At 46.6% G+C, this 17174-nt stretch carries 15 protein-coding genes; 3 read left to right on the top strand and 12 right to left on the bottom strand.

Annotated features, from left to right (window positions below; translation table 11 throughout):
• Window positions 1-91: 91 nt before the first annotated feature.
• The 6 genes from putP to nadE all read right to left on the bottom strand — a co-directional run bounded on the left by putP (window position 92) and on the right by nadE (window position 7048).
• Complete coding sequence (gene putP / locus MKY62_RS01895; protein ID WP_016886072.1) at window positions 92-1540, bottom strand: sodium/proline symporter PutP; 1449 nt, start codon at window positions 1538-1540, stop codon at window positions 92-94.
• A 130-nt stretch (window positions 1541-1670) separates the two neighbouring features.
• Window positions 1671-3221, bottom strand: a complete 1551-nt coding sequence (gene pruA / locus MKY62_RS01890) for an L-glutamate gamma-semialdehyde dehydrogenase (protein ID WP_003178756.1) — start codon at window positions 3219-3221, stop codon at window positions 1671-1673.
• Between the two features lie 23 nt (window positions 3222-3244).
• Window positions 3245-4156, bottom strand: coding sequence for a proline dehydrogenase (locus MKY62_RS01885; protein WP_170865397.1), 912 nt, complete (start codon window positions 4154-4156; stop codon window positions 3245-3247).
• 355 nt (window positions 4157-4511) lie between these two features.
• Window positions 4512-5282, bottom strand: a complete 771-nt coding sequence (locus tag MKY62_RS01880; RefSeq protein WP_003178751.1) for a nucleotidyltransferase domain-containing protein — start codon at window positions 5280-5282, stop codon at window positions 4512-4514.
• A gap of 291 nt (window positions 5283-5573) precedes the next feature.
• On the bottom strand, window positions 5574-6107 hold the full coding sequence (locus MKY62_RS01875; protein WP_003178749.1) for a shikimate kinase: 534 nt from the start codon (window positions 6105-6107) through the stop codon (window positions 5574-5576).
• A 122-nt stretch (window positions 6108-6229) separates the two neighbouring features.
• Window positions 6230-7048 (bottom strand): ammonia-dependent NAD(+) synthetase, encoded by an 819-nt coding sequence (nadE, locus tag MKY62_RS01870; protein WP_003178747.1) that lies wholly within the window; start codon window positions 7046-7048, stop codon window positions 6230-6232.
• Between the two features lie 165 nt (window positions 7049-7213).
• On the opposite strand from nadE, the gene MKY62_RS01865 reads away from it, so the two are divergent.
• Complete coding sequence (locus tag MKY62_RS01865) at window positions 7214-8548, top strand: amino acid permease (protein ID WP_003178746.1); 1335 nt, start codon at window positions 7214-7216, stop codon at window positions 8546-8548.
• On the opposite strand, the gene MKY62_RS01860 is transcribed toward MKY62_RS01865, so the two are convergent.
• The 3 genes from MKY62_RS01860 to MKY62_RS01850 form a co-directional block, all read right to left on the bottom strand.
• Entirely contained in the window at window positions 8549-9187 is a 639-nt protein-coding gene (locus MKY62_RS01860) for a LysE family translocator (RefSeq protein WP_025805296.1), read from the bottom strand.
• Window positions 9188-9296: 109 nt separating this feature from the next.
• Complete coding sequence (locus tag MKY62_RS01855) at window positions 9297-10919, bottom strand: L-lactate permease (RefSeq protein WP_025805298.1); 1623 nt, start codon at window positions 10917-10919, stop codon at window positions 9297-9299.
• Window positions 10920-10968: 49 nt separating this feature from the next.
• Window positions 10969-11928, bottom strand: a complete 960-nt coding sequence (locus MKY62_RS01850; RefSeq protein WP_003178742.1) for an L-lactate dehydrogenase — start codon at window positions 11926-11928, stop codon at window positions 10969-10971.
• Window positions 11929-12377: 449 nt separating this feature from the next.
• Between MKY62_RS01850 and MKY62_RS01845 the strand changes: the two genes are divergently transcribed.
• Window positions 12378-13583, top strand: coding sequence for a nitrate/nitrite transporter (locus MKY62_RS01845; protein WP_003178740.1), 1206 nt, complete (start codon window positions 12378-12380; stop codon window positions 13581-13583).
• Between the two features lie 99 nt (window positions 13584-13682).
• On the opposite strand, the gene MKY62_RS01840 is transcribed toward MKY62_RS01845, so the two are convergent.
• Window positions 13683-14423 (bottom strand): MerR family transcriptional regulator, encoded by a 741-nt coding sequence (locus MKY62_RS01840; RefSeq protein WP_003178738.1) that lies wholly within the window; start codon window positions 14421-14423, stop codon window positions 13683-13685.
• 83 nt (window positions 14424-14506) lie between these two features.
• On the opposite strand from MKY62_RS01840, the gene MKY62_RS01835 reads away from it, so the two are divergent.
• A complete protein-coding gene (locus MKY62_RS01835; RefSeq protein WP_003178737.1) occupies window positions 14507-15193 on the top strand; it encodes a type II CAAX endopeptidase family protein in 687 nt (228 codons plus the stop codon).
• A 19-nt stretch (window positions 15194-15212) separates the two neighbouring features.
• On the opposite strand, the gene MKY62_RS01830 is transcribed toward MKY62_RS01835, so the two are convergent.
• Together MKY62_RS01830 and MKY62_RS01825 are read right to left on the bottom strand one after the other, a co-directional pair.
• Complete coding sequence (locus MKY62_RS01830; protein ID WP_003178735.1) at window positions 15213-15914, bottom strand: cytochrome c biogenesis protein CcdA; 702 nt, start codon at window positions 15912-15914, stop codon at window positions 15213-15215.
• A gap of 150 nt (window positions 15915-16064) precedes the next feature.
• A complete protein-coding gene (locus tag MKY62_RS01825; RefSeq protein ID WP_003178733.1) occupies window positions 16065-17159 on the bottom strand; it encodes a toxic anion resistance protein in 1095 nt (364 codons plus the stop codon).
• Window positions 17160-17174: the final 15 nt, after the last annotated feature.

Here is a 17174-nt window from a genome sequence, read left to right as displayed (position 1 = left end):
ACTTTTAAAAAAATGGGATCAATCCCCTGTTAGAAGGGGGAGAAGGCCTATAAAAAGAGAGACGGAGAATGGTTCCCCATCTCCGTCATCGTTACAGCGTTTGTTTGTATTGCTCGAATTCATCAAGCACCTGCTGCTCCGGTTTTGACGTCAATAGACTGACGACAAACACAAACAGCAAGCTGGCGGCAAAGCCCGGAATCATTTCATAAAGAACATCGGAAAGCCCGGCTTCCGCCCAAATGATGACGGTAAGCGCTCCGGCAACCATTCCGGCAAGCGCCCCCCATTTTGTCATCCTCTTCCAAAACAAACTTAAGATGACCACGGGGCCGAACGACGCTCCGAAACCCGCCCAAGCATAGCTGACAAGACCGAGAATCGTATTGTTTTTTGTCCAGGCGAGACAGAGTCCGACAATGGAAACCGCCAAAACCGAAAGCCGTCCGAAAAAGACGAGTTCTTTATCAGATGCAGAGCGCTTAAATAGTGTTTTGTATAAATCTTCAGTTAGAGAACTTGATGTCACAAGCAGCTGGGAGGAAATTGTACTCATAACCGCTGCCAAAATCGCCGAGATTAAAAATCCTGTGATTAGAGGGTGAAACAGGATGTTACCCAATTGAATGAAGATGGTCTCCGGATCATCCAAGTGAAGCCCGTTCTTCGAGTAATACGCAATACCGAGCAATCCGGTCAGCAGTGCGCCCGCACTTGAAAAGATCATCCAACCCATGCCGATCCGGCGCGCTTTCTTCGTTTCCTTGATGGAGGATATCGCCATAAAGCGCACGATAATATGAGGCTGTCCAAAATAGCCGAGGCCCCATGAGAACAAGGAGATGATGCCGAGGACGCTCGTACCTTTAAAAATATTGAGGAGGTTTGGATCGATCGACTGGATCTCGCTGAAGGCTTCTCCAGGTCCTCCCGTCTGAATGACCGTCACAATCGGAACAAGAATTAACGCGACAAACATAATGATGCCTTGGACAAAGTCCGTCCAGCTGACTGCCAAAAACCCGCCGAAAAGCGTGTAGGCCACGACAACGCCTGAAATGATCCACAGCCCTGCATGGTAATCCAAATTAAATATGCTGTTAAATAAAACGCCCCCGGAAACCATTCCAGATGATACATAAAACGTAAAAAAGGTAATAATGACGACTCCGGAAAATATTCGCAGGATCTTTGATTTGTCATGAAAACGGTTTTCTAAAAATGCAGGGATAGTGATTGAATTGCCCGCTACTTCGGTGTATGACCTTAGACGCGGCGCTACAAATATCCAGTTCGCCCAAGCGCCGAGTACGAGTCCGATGACAATCCACGAACCGCTCAGGCCTGTTGCAAACATGGCGCCCGGCAGCCCCATCAAAAGCCAGCCGCTCATGTCTGATGCGCCGGCGCTGAGCGCCGTGACAGCAGGCCCGAGCGTTCGTCCGCCAAGCATATAGTCTGAGAGGTTTGCTGTCCGTTTGTAAGCGTAATACCCAATATAAAGCATCCCTACCATGTAAATCACGATGGAAATGATCAATTGTACGTTCTGAATAAGAATCTCCCCCCAAGATGCCGTTTATCTAAATTTTTAGACTAATTTCTCTTTTTTTGAAGGCAGCCTATAATAGGCTGCCTTCGTCCCCCTGTTTAACCCCTTTTCTTACACCTTAAAACATTTCGCTGATCGTTTTCGCCTGCATGTGAAGCGCAAGATAATCAGGTCCGCCCGCTTTAGAGTCGGTTCCCGACATTTTGAAACCGCCAAACGGATGGTAGCCGACGATCGCCCCTGTACAGTTGCGGTTGAAATACAGATTTCCGACATGGAATTCTTGTTTTGCCCTGTTGATATGATCGCGGTTTTTAGTAATGACCGCGCCTGTCAGGCCGTATTCGGTGTTGTTGGCAACTTCCAGCGCCTCATCAAAGCTGCTTACTTTTGAGAAAGCAACAACAGGTCCGAAAATTTCTTCCTGCATTAACCGGGCTTTCGGATCTAAATCGGCAAAGATCGTCGGTTCGATGAAGTAGCCTTTTGAATCATCGCCTTTTCCTCCGCTGACTAAGCGGCCTTCTTCTTTTCCGATTTCGATATAGTCCATGATTTTGTTAAAGGATGCCTGATCGATGACAGGTCCCATGTAAACGTCCGCGCTGTCGGGCTCTCCGACTTTCTTGGACTCCGTAATTTCAATCACGCGCTTCAATACTTCGTCATATACCTTTTCATGCACGACAGCCCGTGAACCTGCTGAACATTTTTGGCCTGCAAAGCCGAAGGCAGATGTGAAAATTGATTGTGCAGCCAATTCAATATCACAGTCTTCATCAACGACGACCGTATCTTTTCCGCCCATCTCAGCGATCACTTGTTTTAAGTGGGTCTGACCAGGCTGAACCTTCGCTGCACGCTCAAAAATGCGCGTTCCGACTTCCCTTGAACCGGTAAACGTAATGATGCTTGTTTTCGGATGGTCCACCAAATAATCCCCGACTTCAGCTCCGCTTCCAGGGACGAAGTTGACTACTCCTTTTGGAAGTCCGCTTTCTTCAAGCACTTCAACAAACTTTGCGGCAATGACAGGCGCTGCGCTTGCAGGCTTCAGTACAACTGTGTTTCCTGTCACGATCGGCGCAACTGTCGTTCCGGCCATGATCGCGAACAGGAAGTTCCAAGGCGGAATAACAACCGTAACACCAGTCGGTGTGTACACATATTGATTTCGTTCGCCTTCACGGCTGTTAACCGGCTTTCCTTTCGCAAGCTCAATCATTTGCCGCGCATAGTATTCCATAAAATCGATCGCTTCTGCCGTATCCGCATCCGCTTCATTCCAAGGTTTTCCTGCTTCTTTGACTAAAAGCGCAGAGAACTCATGCTTTTTGCGGCGCACTTTGGCAGCCGCGCGGAATAAAACAGCCGCTCTTTCTTCAGGATCTGTGTATCTCCAAGTTTCAAACGCTTTCGCAGCCGCCTGAATGGCCTTTTCCGCATGATCCTGAGTAGCCTTGGATACCGTGCCTACAACTTCTTCTTTGTTTGCAGGGTTGATCGATACGATCTTGTTTTCCGTTTCATACCTTTCTCCATCGATAACAAGAGGATAGGACTGACCCAGCCATTCGTTATTTACCGTTTCCAGAGCTTTTTCGAATGCCTTCCGGTTTTCTTCAATCCCGAAATTTGTAAATGGTTCGTGTTTGTAAGGTGTTGTCATGCTAATCTCCCCTTTTTATCGTTTTATTTCTTCGTCATGCCTTTAAACGCAAAAGCGATGTTGGCAGGCCGCTCAGCAAGCCGTCTCATAAAGTATCCGTACCAGTCGTCTCCGTAAGGAAGATACACGCGCATATTGTAGCCTTCCTTCACCAGTTCCAGCTGAGTTTTGCTGCGCATCCCGTACAGCATTTGAAATTCGAAGCGGTCTTTGCCGATTTGATGCTCATTCGCAATTTCTTTGGCGAAATCAATCATCTTGTCGTCATGAGTTGCGATAGCTGTGTAATGGCCGCTCAGCAGCTGCTTTTTAATGAGCTTTTTGTAATTCTCATCCACATCCTTTTTGTCAGGGAAAGCCACTTTCGGCGATTCTTTATAAGCTCCCTTCACAAGACGGAAAAACGGATTTAATGAATTGAGCTCCTCCAAATCCTGTTCGGTCCGGTACAAATAAGCCTGCAGGACGGTGCTGACATACTCGTATTTCTGCCTGAACTCCTTAAAGAGGTCAAGCGTCTTTTGGCAGCGCACTTCATCCTCCATATCGATTGTGACCATCACTTGGTGCTGCTCGGCACATTCCAGAATACTGTTCATATTATCCCTGACAAGGTCAAGGTCAATATCGAGTCCCAATGACGTCATCTTTAATGAAACATGTGAATTAAGCTGTTCCTGAGCAATCAGCTGAATGGCCCGAATGCATTCCTGCGTGCGCTCCCTTGCGACTTCCCTGCTGTTCACAAATTCGCCCAAGTGATCGACTGTCACAGTCAGCCCTTGTTCGTTAAGCCCCTTAATAATCGGAATTGAAGCTTCAAAATCTTTTCCTCCGATAATTTTTCCGGTCGCGACGGAACTCCCCCAATTTCTCGCCAGGCGATTCAGGATGCTGCTTTTAGATAAGAATAGGAAAAAGTCTCTTGTTATCACTTCCATTATCACACCCCGCCATCTCATGAAATATTTCTTTATATTCTTAATTTTATAAGAGCCAAGGGTCGATTCACAATATTTCGAAAAAACAAAAAAGCTGACGATTTTTGTGGTTTTTCCACAATGTTTTACATCTGGTGGAATTTTTTCAGAAACTTTCTTCCTAAAACTTGGATGGTATACAACAATAGAATCAGGAAGAAACTTCGGTAAAGAACAGAATGCGTTTTTGGCGAATGGCCTTGCTGCCGTTCCGCCCCGCTTTTTCTGAAAACGCTTTCTGTTATACTAAACCATTTCCCTATGGATACAAAGAAAAAACCCTTTAAGAATACTTAAAGGGAATATCATTTTATGCCCACACCTCGTCTAGCGTTTCTCTAAACAGACGGTCAAGCTCCTGCGTCAGATCTTCATGATCCGTTTTATATGCTTTGGCAACTGTCTGAAGCCGCTCAAGTTCACGCTCAATAAATTCGTGGAGAATGGGGTTTTGAGGTTCAAGATTGAACTCCTCCCCTTTCTTTTTCCTTTCAAGCAGCTGATGGATTTCTGTTTTCAGCGGTCCGTCTTCCGTAAGTTCGTCAAGCAAAACCTGAAATTCAATCGGAGGAACCGTCCGGCGGCTTTCGATCCACTGGCAAGCCAGAATCGGGCGGAGTACATAAAAATATTTTTTGATTTTCACTTCTTCACGCGTCAGGTAGTCTCGGAAATTTCCCGACGCCATATTGAGATAATGGTACATACAGGAGACTGGAGAAAAGGCGCGGCTTTTGAGCCGCCTCATTTTTTCTGCCAGCGAATAGGCTTCATAATAAACGGTTCCCGAAGAGAGCCATTCGAGAAGCGGAGGATTTGATTTCCGGAACAGCCTTAACGCTTTTGTCAGCTCCCAGCCGCTGATATCGAGAGAATCGTCAATCGGCAGTTCAATCACATCGCGCTTTGCATCAATTGACAGATACCAGTCTTTTTGATGGACATAAATAAATCTGACGTCGTAATCGCTGTCCTGTGAAGGAAAGCCCCATGCCCTGCTGCCAGATTCAACGGCATAGAGGATTTTGACGCCATATGTTGCTTCAATGTTTTTCAGTTCTTCTTCAATTCGCTGTTTCATGATAAGTACACCGCCAGTCTATCGTTTCTATTATTTACATTATAGTGTCCGGGCCGGCAATAAGCGACTTTTTTAAAGCCTTAGGGGCGGAAAAACCTTATCCAGGGAAAAATTGGTGGCGGGGTGTAACGTGATGCCCATCCTGATCCCCTATACTGTATCAAACGGACAAACGGTCAAACAAGGCCGAAAAATCCGGCATTCATCTGCGGATAACGGAAAGAGCCAATGATCAGACAGACCATTGGCTCTTTGCTTATTCCGGTATATTTAGCTTAATTAAACGTTTGTTTAAGATTGACCAAGCTTTAGCATCTCCACAATATAGTCGGCCGTTTCTTCGGCAGACCGGTTATCGGTTTCCACTTTTAAATGGTGAAATGCATAAATGCTCTTTCTTTCATTGAACAGCTGTTTCATTTCTTCAATTGTGCGGTTATGAAGAACCGGCCTTTTTTCAATCAAGAGATCCATCCGCTGCTTCCAATTCTCCCATCTTAAATCAAGAAAGATGACAAAGCAGTGTTCGAGGCACTTCTTTCTGATTTCCTCCTGCTGAAAAGCGCCGCCCCCTAAGGATACGATGTTGCCCATTGTATGTTCGCACATCTGAAAAATATATTCTTTTTCCGTCTGTCTGAAAAACGCTTCCCCTTTTTGCTGAAACATCTCCGGAATGGTCATTTGAAAGTCTTTTTCGATCTCGTGGTCGATATCGATAAAGTCACGGCCTAATTTCTTTGACACAAGCTGGCCGATGGTTGTTTTTCCGACGCCCATAAACCCGATCAGCACAATATTCTTATCTCTTATTGCGGCATTCATTTCCAGCTTCTACTCCTCCCTGCATAAAGGAATCAAATATCTTAAGTATATGACAATTCCATCTGTAATGATATAGGGTGCCTGTTAATAAAAAAAGAGGCTGACTTCAGCCTCTTTTTAGCTTATTTCCACCAGTCGTCAAACATTGAAGCAGGGACTTGGCGTTTGTGCTCGGATGCCTTGTAGCGTTTTTCGATGGCCTCTGCCACCTCGCTGGAGACGGCTTTTCCTTCAAGGTAGTCGTCGATGTTATCATATGTCAGGCCGAGCTCTGTTTCATCGGATTGCTGAGGTTTTTCATCAAGCAAATCGGCGGTCGGGGACTTCGTATAAAGCCGCTCCGGCGCTCCCAGCTCTTCCAGCAGGCTTCTGCCCTGGCGCTTTGTCAGTCCTGTAAGCGGCAAAAGGTCTGCGCCCCCGTCTCCGTATTTCGTAAAAAATCCGGTAACAGCTTCTGCAGCATGATCTGTCCCAATTACCAGCAGCTGATTTTGACCTCCGATCGCATATTGGGTGATCATCCGGACTCTCGCTTTTACATTGCCTTTGTGAAAATCGGCAAGCGCCTCTCCCGTGACTGACTGATATTGAGCAGCAAATGAACCTACAGTTGAAGCAATGTCAAAAGCAAAAGACTTGTCCGGCTGGATAAATTTCAGCGCCAGCTGGGCGTCATCTTCATCCTGCTGAACACCGTAAGGCAAGCGGACCGCAATAAATTCCGCCTGAATGCCTTCTTCCCTCAATTCTTCAACAGCCAGCTGGGCCAGCCTGCCCGCCAATGTGGAGTCCTGTCCTCCGCTGATGCCTAAAACAAAGCCTTTGGCACCCGTTTTTTTCAAATAGCTTTTTAAAAAACCGACCCTTTTTTCAATTTCCTGTTTCGGTTCGATAGAAGGCTTTACATTCAGTTCCTGCATGATTTTTTCTTGTAAAGTCATCCGTCACTCCTCCTTTTGACTGAATGAACCGTAATGATTATGTCTTTAACTATAGCATATGTCTCATTTCAAAGTGAATATTGAGGTGCGCAAAGAACCTCCCCCTTTGCGAATAAAAACGGAGCCCCCTGGCAAAATAACAAGAAGATTAGAGGGGTTGAAACGATGAAACGACAAGCGAAAAAAGGAGATTTAAAATGGTGGCAGCTGTCCATGATCGGGGTCGGCTGCACAATTGGAACGGGGTTTTTCCTCGGCTCAAGCATCGCGATTAAGAAAAGCGGCTTTTCCGTATTAGCCGCCTTTCTTCTTGCTGCCCTTGGCACTTTTCTTGTTTTTCAGCAGCTGGCGAAATTAACGGCAGATCATCCTGTTGAAGGGTCTTTTTGTTCTTACGCCAGAGAGGCCTTCGGCAATTGGGCGGGGTTTAGCAATGGCTGGGTCTACTGGTCATCGGAAATGCTGATCATCGGGAGCCAGTTGACAGCGATTTCCCTGTTTACGCGCCATTGGTTTAACGAGATTCCGCTGTGGGTGTTCGCCTCTATTTATGCGATTCTCGGATTGATCGTCATTTTCACAGGGCGCAGCAGCTTTGAAAAAACGGAAAACATATTGGCCGTGTTGAAAACGGCGGCCATTTTAATGTTTATCATCATCGCTGTCTTGGCATTGTGCGGGCTGCTGCCTGGAAAAACGCCTGAAGTGCAGTTCCCCGACCGGGTTCACGAATTGTTTCCTTTCGGCTTTATGGGATTGTGGACGGGGTTGATTTATACATTTTACGCTTATGGAGGAATCGAAGTCATGGGTCTGATGGCGATTCACTTAAAAGACCCGAAGGATTCATCAAAGTCAGGCAGCCTGATGCTCATAACCCTTGCTGTGGTCTACGTCGTATCGATCGGGCTGGCCATGCTCCTTGTACCACGCGGAACATTCACCGAACAGAACAGCCCGTTTATTACGTCATTAAAAGACTTTCATCTCGATTTGATCATGGATATTTTCAACGGCATTTTTATTATTGCCGGTTTTTCAACGCTGACCGCTTCCCTGTTCGCCGTCACCACACTGATGGGAACAATGGCGAAAAACGGGGATGCACCGGCCTGCTTTGCCAAAAAAGAAAAGGCGAAAGTATCGTGGCCGGCACTCGGCCTGACAGTGCTCGTTCTCGCTGCTTCCATCGTCTTGTCGCTCATTTTGCCGAAGCAGCTTTATGAACACATGACGACGGCCGCCAGCTTGATGCTGCTCTATAACTGGATGTTTATCCTGCTTTCCAGCAAAAAGCTCACAAAACCGAAAATGAAAGGGAATGTCCAGATTGTCACAGCGCTCGTCCTGATTTTGTTCGCCGTTTCGGGTACGTTATTTGAAAAAAACAGCAGACCCGGTTTTTTTGTGAGCCTTCTCTTTCTTGCCGTTATTGCTGCTGTGACGATGCTCATGAAAAAAAAGTGGGCGGATCAGGAAGAGAAAAACGGGCAGACATGATCAGCGCCCCGCCTGCAGCAGTTCGAGAATTCCCTGATAGCCGAAGTAGCATCCAAATACGATCAGACTGATGCCCGCGAGCCAAGTCGTTCCCTGGATCATCCGCGGGCTTAAAAATGTTCTGAATGTCCCGGCTAGAAAAGACATGGCCAAGTCCCACAGAAAAAGTCCGATTAAAATGCCTGAACTGCAGATCAGCAGCTGGTATGATTCGTACGCCTCTACCGTTTTCGCGAAAATGCTTCCGTAAATGCCGAGCCAGAACATGATGCTCAGCGGGTTTGAAAGGGAGATCACCAGCCCCGACAAAAAAGATTTGCGGTATGACCCTTTCTCTCCCGCACCTCTCATCAGCGATACTTCCTTCGCCTTGACCAGGCTCTCGATCCCCGTATAGGTCAAAACAAAAAAACCAAACAGCCATAAAAACGTTTTTAAGAATGGCGCTGTCAAAAATTGCGCAACTCCAAAGTAGATTAAAGCCATATATAGGACATCCGCCGTTACAGCGCCAAGGCCAAACAGCCAGGCATGAAAGAATCCGCCTTTCATGCCTCTGTCGATCTGCGCGGCATTCACAGGTCCGACTGGTGCGGCCAATGACAAACCCAAAAACACATAGCTCAGGAAGATGTTCAACATATCGCGTCCCCCTTCCGCGGATAACTTGTACAATGTATTCAAAAAGAGGACATGATAGAACAAGCAGCTTAAAAAGCCTTTTCCCGCAATGGGAAAAGGCTCTTCTTTATATGCCAAGCTTTGATAGCGCAAACGTCCAAATGCAAATGATGAAAAGCAGAACCAGGCTGTATTTAACGGTTTGGCTGAAAAGCTTTGATTCCTGCCCTGTCTCTTTAACCGCGGCTGTTGCAATCGCAATCGACTGCGGTGAGATCAGCTTGGCCATCACGCCTCCCGCGGTATTTGCGGCAAGCAGCAAAGCCGAACTTGTCCCGATTTGCGCTCCGGTGACTGCTTGCAGGTGGCCGAATAATGCGTTGTTGCTGACGACTGAACCTGTGATAAAGACACCGATCCAGCCCAATACGGGACTGACGAACGGAAAGATATCCCCCGCTTTGGCGAGCGCCAGTCCGATGGTTGAACTCAATCCGGCATAATTGGCCAAGTTTGCAAAACCCATCACAAAGCAAATGGTGAGAACGGGAAGCCACAGTTCCTTGACCGTCTCTTTCAGACTGGAAAGTCCTCCGCGGAAACTGATGTTTCGGCTCAGCACAATCGTGATGATCACCGCGATCAGGATCGCCGTACCCGTCGCTGAAATGAAGTCAAGCTTCATCACAGCATCAAGCGGTGCCTGTTCCGGAGATATCGGCGGCGTTTTCAGCACTTCCCGGTGAAGAAAAGGCATGTTGAATAAAATTGTCGTTTGCTTCAGGAATCCGCCTTCCTGAAAAAGCCCCTTAAAACCGGGCAGGCTCCACACCGCAATGACGGCGGTCAAAATATAAAACGGTGACCAAGCGTTCATAATGTCTGCTGCACGATATTTTTCAGCGGGCACATGTTCATTCCCGGTTTCCCTGTATATGTGGCGCGGCTGCCACTTTTTCAAAAACAGCGCCAGCGCTCCCATGCTGATTAAAGCGGCCAAAATGTCGGCAAGCTCCGGCCCCAAACTAATCATTGTTAAAGTCTGCACCGCCGTATAGCTTCCGCTTAATACGAGAAGAGCCGGCAGCGTTTCCCTTATTCCTTTAAACCCGTCCAATATGAAAACGAGCAGGAACGGGACAAAGAAAGCGATGACCGGCAGCATCAAAGCGAGCGTTCTGGAAAGCTCAACCGGTGTTAAGCCTCCCATCTGCGCTCCTGTGATAACCGGAATTCCGATGGCTCCAAAGGCTCCGGATGCCGCATTCGCTATTAAACATAGGGATGCCGCTTTCAAAGGTTTAAAACCAAGCTCGACAAGAAGAACGGCGCTGATCGCAATCGGCACACCGAAGCCTGCCGCACCTTCCAAAAAGGCGTTAAAACTGAACCCGATCAGCAATAGCTGAAGCCGCTGGTCGGACGAAATTCCGGCAATGCTCGCTCTGATCACTTTAAACTTTCCGGTTTTGACAGAAATTTTGTAAAGCCATACAGCCATCAGGACAATATATCCGATCGGCCAAAGGCCGTTAGCAATTCCAAGTAAAACGGCGGAGACAGCTTTCGCAGCCGGCATGTGAAAGAAGAACACCGCTACAATAAAGCTGACCGCCAGCGTCAAAAATGACGCAATGATTCCTTTCATCTTCAACACGGTCAGTGCAAGAAGAAAGAAAAGAATCGGCAGTATGGCGGCAAAAGCGCTGATAAACAGATTTCCAAACGGATCGTATATCTGCTGCCACATTTTCATCATCTCGCAATCTTCATGATGTTAGTATCTTCATGGTGTTCAGTTACGCCTGCAGTTCAAAATGCGGTTTTAGAATTGCTTTTAACACACCTGCGCTATGCTTGAATTGTTGTTTTTCCTTTTCGTTCAGATCGAGCTCAACAATTTCCCTCGCTCCGCATCGGCCGACAACCGCCGGAACTCCGATATAAACATCATTTTCTCCAAATTCACCATCAAGATGAGCGCTCACGGTCAAAATTGCTTCTTCATTTCGATAAATCGCTTTCGTAATACGTGCGAGGCTCATGGCAACTCCGTAGTATGTCGCGCCTTTTTTCTCAATAATGTGGTAAGCGGCGTTTTTTACATTGTCAAACAGTTCATCTAGATCTTCCGCTTTGTATTTCTCATTTCTTTTCAGCAAGTCGCTGACGGGAACTCCGCCGATATTCGCATGGCTCCAGACAGGCAGCTCCGTATCTCCGTGTTCACCAATGATATAGCCGTGCGCATTGTGGGCAGCGACACCGAAATACTCGCTGAGCAAGTAGCGGAAACGGGCAGTGTCAAGCGTTGTGCCGCTTCCGATGACGCGTTCTTTCGGAAGGCCGCTGAATTTCCAAGTCGCATAAGTCAAGATGTCGACAGGGTTTGTAGCGACGAGGAAGATGCCGTCAAAACCGCTGGCCATGACTTCTCCGATGATTCCTTTAAAAATTTTCAAGTTCTTTTCGACTAGATCAAGGCGGGTTTCACCCGGCTTTTGGTTCGCTCCGGCGCATACGCAGACAATATCAGCTTCTTTGCAGTCATCATATGTGCCGTACCATGTTTTCACAGGATGCGGAGCAAATGCTTTACCGTGGTTGAGATCCATAACATCGCCCATTGCTTTGTCTTTATTTAAATCAATGATCACAAGTTCGTCTGTGATACCTTGGTTAATTAACGTAAATGCATAGCTGCTTCCAACAAAACCCGCACCGATCAAAACTGTACGATTGACTTTTTGGTTTCTCATGACTCATCATTCCTTTGCCGTTTGTTTTAAACTAAGCTGTTTGTGAAATTCTTCACATTCATATTGTGCAATACTTCACATACTTTTTCAAGTGATATACATTTTTATTTATGTCTATTTTGTGTCTCCACGTATTTCTTCCTTAAATTTGTACATTTTCTGGTAAAAATATGCCTTATGTCTAAAGAAAAATTGATAAACGCGTTGCAAAAGACGGTTTTATCTGCAAGTGCATCGGGCCTATATCAATATAAGGTTTCCCATTTTCAGCGCTCATAACACCACTATTCTTCAGCATAATTCAATTATCGCCTGCTATAGTGCTGTCCAAACTAACATTTTAAATATTCAATCTTTTAGTTTGTTAGTAAAGCTTACAAAAATACTGCCAACCCTATTCGATTTTGTCATGATAAATTCTAGAATCTATCGGATGGGGAGTGTTGCAATTGAAATTGGCGGATTTGAGGAAGAGCGGACACGCGCCTTCCTTGTTGTCATCTTTTTTATATTTCGATGTCAGCTTTATGATTTGGGTGTTGCTGGGGGCGCTTGGTGTTTATGTTACGGCTGATTTTGATTTATCGCCTTCACAGGTCGGATTGATTGTCGCCATACCTACTTTGGCCGGATCGTTTTTCCGGATTGCGCTCGGCATTTTAACCGACCGTTTCGGACCGAAAAAGACGGCTGTTGGCGGAATGCTGGTGACGATGATTCCGTTGTTATGGGGATGGCAGTTCGGTTCATCGGTCGCCGAGCTGTATATCATCGGAATTTTACTCGGTGTGGCAGGCGCAAGCTTTTCCGCTTCCCTTCCTATGGCGAGCCGCTGGTATCCGCCGCACTTGCAAGGTCTTGCCATGGGGATCGCCGGGGCGGGAAACAGCGGAACACTGCTTGCTACGCTATTCGGCCCTCGCCTTGCGGAGCAAGTGGGCTGGAACGGCGTCATGGGACTGGCGCTTATTCCTTTAACCCTCGTGTTATTCAGCTATTTCCTTATGGCTAAAGAACCTCCGAATCAGCCGGCTCCTAAACCGCTCAAAGACTATTTTGCCGTTTTCAAAGAAAGGGACACTTGGTATTTTTGCCTTCTCTACAGCGTGACATTCGGGGGTTTTGTCGGCCTGTCCAACTTTTTAAGCTACTTTTTTGCATCCCAGTATGCCGTTCCGGCGGTAAGAGCCGGCGAATTTGTCACGCTTGTCGTTGCATCCGGAAGCTGCCTCCGCCCTGTCGGCGGATTGATTGCCGATAAAATCGGCGGCGTGCGTCTGCTTCAATTCCTCTTTATCGGAGTGGCTCTGTGCATGTTCTCGGTCAGTATGCTCCCGTCTCTAGGCGTTGTCACAGCCGCATTATTTATCGGCATGGGCTGCCTCGGAATGGGGAACGGCGCGATATTCCAGCTTGTACCGCAGCGATTTCAACAAGAGATCGGGATGGTGACGGGGATCGTCGGCGCTGCGGGGGGAATCGGCGGATTCTTCCTTCCGAATATCCTCGGAACGCTGAAGCAAATTACAGGTACGTATTCAAGCGGGTTCCTAACCTTTACCGTTATTGCATTTTTAGCGCTCGGTCTGCTTTTGTTTGCTCAGGCCGGATGGAAAAAACAGTGGAAAGCCGAGGAGAAATCAATCCGAATTTAAGGGGTAGCCGCTCGATTCTTTTCGGGCGGTTTTCTATGCGGCATATCCTGTTTGATCTTTTGGTTATCCGGCCCGATCATGACAATTGGATGCTCATCATCACCCTGATCCTCCTGAATCATGAAATGCAGATTCAATCGCTCTCTCCGCAAATTCCATAATCCCGCTGTCAAGCGGATAAAGCCCGTTTGGCTCCTCAGACTTGCGAACCTCCCAGAATCGATCGGCTAAATCCTCATGTCCCTTAAACGAATGATCAGACAGGCATATGATATCCTCCGCAATTTGCTTTCCCCATTCAGATTCAGGCGGCACCTCTTGTTTTAAACACAGCTTAATCCGCTTGATGATAGAGAGCCATTGCTTTGTGATGAAATCGTCACTCTCCGCCTTCGGAAGCCTTTCTGCTAAAATCTCAGCCTCCTCTTCAGAGAATGATTCCTTCCATGGTTTATGCCGGGGCTGTCTGACGAGCTTGAGAAGGTCTTCCCAGCTCAAGCTTCCTTCGATTTGATACATGTTCAGCAAAGTATTTGTATGCTCCAGGCTCTTCGTCAGCTGTTCGATCTCCGAATTAAGGCGCCTTTTATGCATTTCGATGATACTAATTGTATCCAATTGATTCATTAACGTCTTGATATGCTCCAATGAAAATTGAGCAGATTTCAAGATCATAATTTTTTCGAGCTCTAACAAATCTTCCTTCGAATATTGCCTTCGCCCATTCGGCAGTGTAGAGCCCGGTTTTAATAAACCGATTTGATCGTAGTAGCGGAGCGTCCTTACGGATATCCCCATCATCTTCGCCACCCGCCCGGTTGTCAGTTCCTCTTTCACCATATCTCCCTCCTAAAATATTGCTTGAAGATTACGTTACGTCACCATTTAAAATGATTTTATCTTAAAAACAGGAGGGTTTTGTGATGGAATGGAAAAATCCTTGGAACAAAAAGCAGCTGGTCTGCTTGTTTTTGATCGCATTTGCAGCCGTGCCGATTTTCATTGAATATTTATTAAAGAATGCTTTGGATCTGCTTTTAGGCGAAGGCATGCTTTCAGCCATGTTGATGAGTATCGCAATGGCGGCCGTTTTTATTCTAAGCTTGTACTATATCGCCTTAAAGCCGGACCGTCTGTCTTGGCGGGAAATCGGAATCTCCCGGTTCGCCCCTGCATACTTGATTCAAATAGCGGGATGGACGGTTTTTTTAATCGTGATGACGTTTGCCGTTATGGAAATCCTGATTTGGTTCGGCGCAGGCTACGAAAATACAAAAACAAAAACGATCACTGCCGATCCTTCATGGTTGAGCATTGCAATGTCTTTCGCTTCTGCCTGCATCGTTTCTCCCATCTACGAAGAATTGTTTTACCGCGGTTTTCTTTACCGCTGGTTCCGCGCTGAATTCGGGGTTGTATGGGCACTTGTTGCAAGCAGCGCCCTCTTTATGATCGCTCATATCCCCACATACAACACCCTGGCCGTTAACTTTGGAACAGGGCTCGTGTTTGCCTGGACATACGAAAAAACACGATCGATTATACCTGCGATGATCATCCATAGTTTATTTAACGCGATTTTGCTGTTTTTCACAATCTTACTCACATAATGCAGCATGCGGAAGTTTTTCAAAAGAGATTCGTCAAATTCGAATACCAGATGTTAATCCATATCATGTTGTCCGTATAAAGCAGGATGCCGATGACGATCATCAGCGCGCCTCCGATCTTCATGAGCATATTCGAATATTTCATAAGCGGCCTGATGTTTCCGATAAAAAACGCCATGAGCAAAAAAGGAATGGCAAAGCCTAAAGAATATGCGGTGATCATCATGAATGCGCTCCCAAAATCAGGGTTCTGAAAATTTGCGTATGCGATCGTTCCGAATATAGGCCCGATGCACGGCGTCCAGCCCGCCGCAAAAATCATTCCGACCAGCATTGAATTCAGCAGGCCTATTTTTCCCTTTCTAATCGAAAAGCGCCGCTCCTTCATCATAAAAGCCGGCCGGAAAACGCCGAGTAAGAACAGTCCCATGACGACGAAAAATATCCCGCCCAGCATGCGGATTAAGTTATGGTATTGCAAAAACAGCAGACCAACCGAGCTGGCAGAGAAACCCAATATGTAAAAAATCACAGAAAAACCGGCCAAAAAAGCCGCTGCGTGAATCATCACCGATTGTTTGATATGCTTTGCATGCCGGTTTTTCAAATCGCCGACCGAAATCCCGGTGATGTAGGAAATAAATGATGGATACAAAGGCAGGCAGCAAGGAGAAATAAACGACAGGAAACCGCCGCCGAATGCCAGCCATAAAGCGGCCATATACTTCCACCTCTTTCATGTTTATATATTTTTTACCATGCGATTCTCTTTCTCTAGCATAACATAAAAAACCGCCTATCATGGCGGTGATTTTTTGTATATTTGAAGCCGCCGCCAGCTGATCTGGGGGCGGCTTCTTCTTTATCCTTTTTAACCGTTTAAAGCGGCTTTTTTCATATTGTCCTGAAGTTCCAATATGCGTTTTGCCCCTTCTTCGCGCAGGCGTTTGTTCTCATCTTCAATCTGCTTCGTCTCCTGCATGCCTTTGACAATCGTATTCCAAGATTGTTCGATCGTTTCAATATCGATGCTCGGTCTTCCGGACATTCTGGCGATTTCGACGGACTGGCTTGAAATATTTTCCGCGTTGCGCTTCAGCATTTCGTTGGTGCGGCGGTCGAGTTCGCTCATTGAATCGGCGACAAGTTTTTGGCGCTTGGCGGTAACGGCCTGGATGATGCCGTTTTTGAAAATCGGAATCGTAATGATGAATGCCGAGTTGATTTTTCCGATCAGCTTTGTGTTGCCGCGCTGGAGCAGGCGGATTTGCGGCGCCGTTTGAATTGCGACCATCCGCGCCATATCGAGATCATACACCCGTTCTTCCAGCGCTTGAATGCCGTTTCGAAGCGTATCAAGCTCCATCTGCGCCATCTGGTTTCCGCTGGCCGCTTTCGCTTCATATTCGGGGATGAGCCGCTGCAATTCTTCTATTTTCATCTGGCCGGCTACGACGTATTTTTCCAGCTCCACATAGTATTTAAGGTTGCTTTCATACATTTCATCAAGCGTCACGGTCGATTTTGTCATTTCATCTTTATATTTTGAAATTTCGACATTGATTTTTTCGATTTCACCGCCGAGCGTTTGATATTTTTTAAATATTTTCTCGATCATGCTGTTGCCGCGCTTAAATAATTTAGAGAGCAAGCCTTTTTGTTCTTCAAAGTCATTCTTGTCAAAGCGGTCCATGATTTTTCCGAGCTGCGTCAACATCGCGCCTGAATCTGTCACACTGTTCGTTCTCATCATGGAAAGAATGCGGTCAGAGAACTTGGATATTTCAAGAGCGGGCTCCTTACCGAATTCTAAAAGCTCCACTTGGTTTTTCACGTCAATTTGTCGGGCCAGAGCTTGCACATCCGGCTCCTGGCGGAGTTTCGCACGGATGTCCTCCGCTTTTTCAACCGTGATCTCTTCCTCTTTGCTAATATTGACGATGCTTGTTTCATTTGGATTTGCCATCAGAATGGCCCCCTC

The sequence above is a fragment of the Bacillus sp. FSL R7-0646 genome (genome assembly GCF_037969865.1).
GTDB classification, from domain to species: Bacteria; Bacillota; Bacilli; order Bacillales; family Bacillaceae; genus Bacillus; species Bacillus licheniformis.
The sequence above is the reverse complement of the archived record's forward strand: the minus strand, read 5'-3'. Positions and strand labels throughout refer to the sequence as shown.

What these genes read in the sequence shown, in the direction of transcription:
- pruA (WP_003178756.1), bottom strand. Translation starts at nt 3,221, where the DNA reads ATGACAACACCTTACAAACACGAACCATTTACAAATTTCGGGATTGAA.
- MKY62_RS01880 (WP_003178751.1), bottom strand. Translation starts at nt 5,282, where the DNA reads ATGAAACAGCGAATTGAAGAAGAACTGAAAAACATTGAAGCAACATAT.
- MKY62_RS01875 (WP_003178749.1), bottom strand. Translation starts at nt 6,107, where the DNA reads ATGAATGCCGCAATAAGAGATAAGAATATTGTGCTGATCGGGTTTATG.
- nadE (WP_003178747.1), bottom strand. Translation starts at nt 7,048, where the DNA reads ATGACTTTACAAGAAAAAATCATGCAGGAACTGAATGTAAAGCCTTCT.
- MKY62_RS01865 (WP_003178746.1), top strand. Translation starts at nt 7,214, where the DNA reads ATGAAACGACAAGCGAAAAAAGGAGATTTAAAATGGTGGCAGCTGTCC.
- MKY62_RS01855 (WP_025805298.1), bottom strand. Translation starts at nt 10,919, where the DNA reads ATGTGGCAGCAGATATACGATCCGTTTGGAAATCTGTTTATCAGCGCT.
- MKY62_RS01850 (WP_003178742.1), bottom strand. Translation starts at nt 11,928, where the DNA reads ATGAGAAACCAAAAAGTCAATCGTACAGTTTTGATCGGTGCGGGTTTT.
- MKY62_RS01840 (WP_003178738.1), bottom strand. Translation starts at nt 14,423, where the DNA reads ATGGTGAAAGAGGAACTGACAACCGGGCGGGTGGCGAAGATGATGGGG.
- MKY62_RS01835 (WP_003178737.1), top strand. Translation starts at nt 14,507, where the DNA reads ATGGAATGGAAAAATCCTTGGAACAAAAAGCAGCTGGTCTGCTTGTTT.
- MKY62_RS01830 (WP_003178735.1), bottom strand. Translation starts at nt 15,914, where the DNA reads ATGGCCGCTTTATGGCTGGCATTCGGCGGCGGTTTCCTGTCGTTTATT.
- MKY62_RS01825 (WP_003178733.1), bottom strand. Translation starts at nt 17,159, where the DNA reads ATGGCAAATCCAAATGAAACAAGCATCGTCAATATTAGCAAAGAGGAA.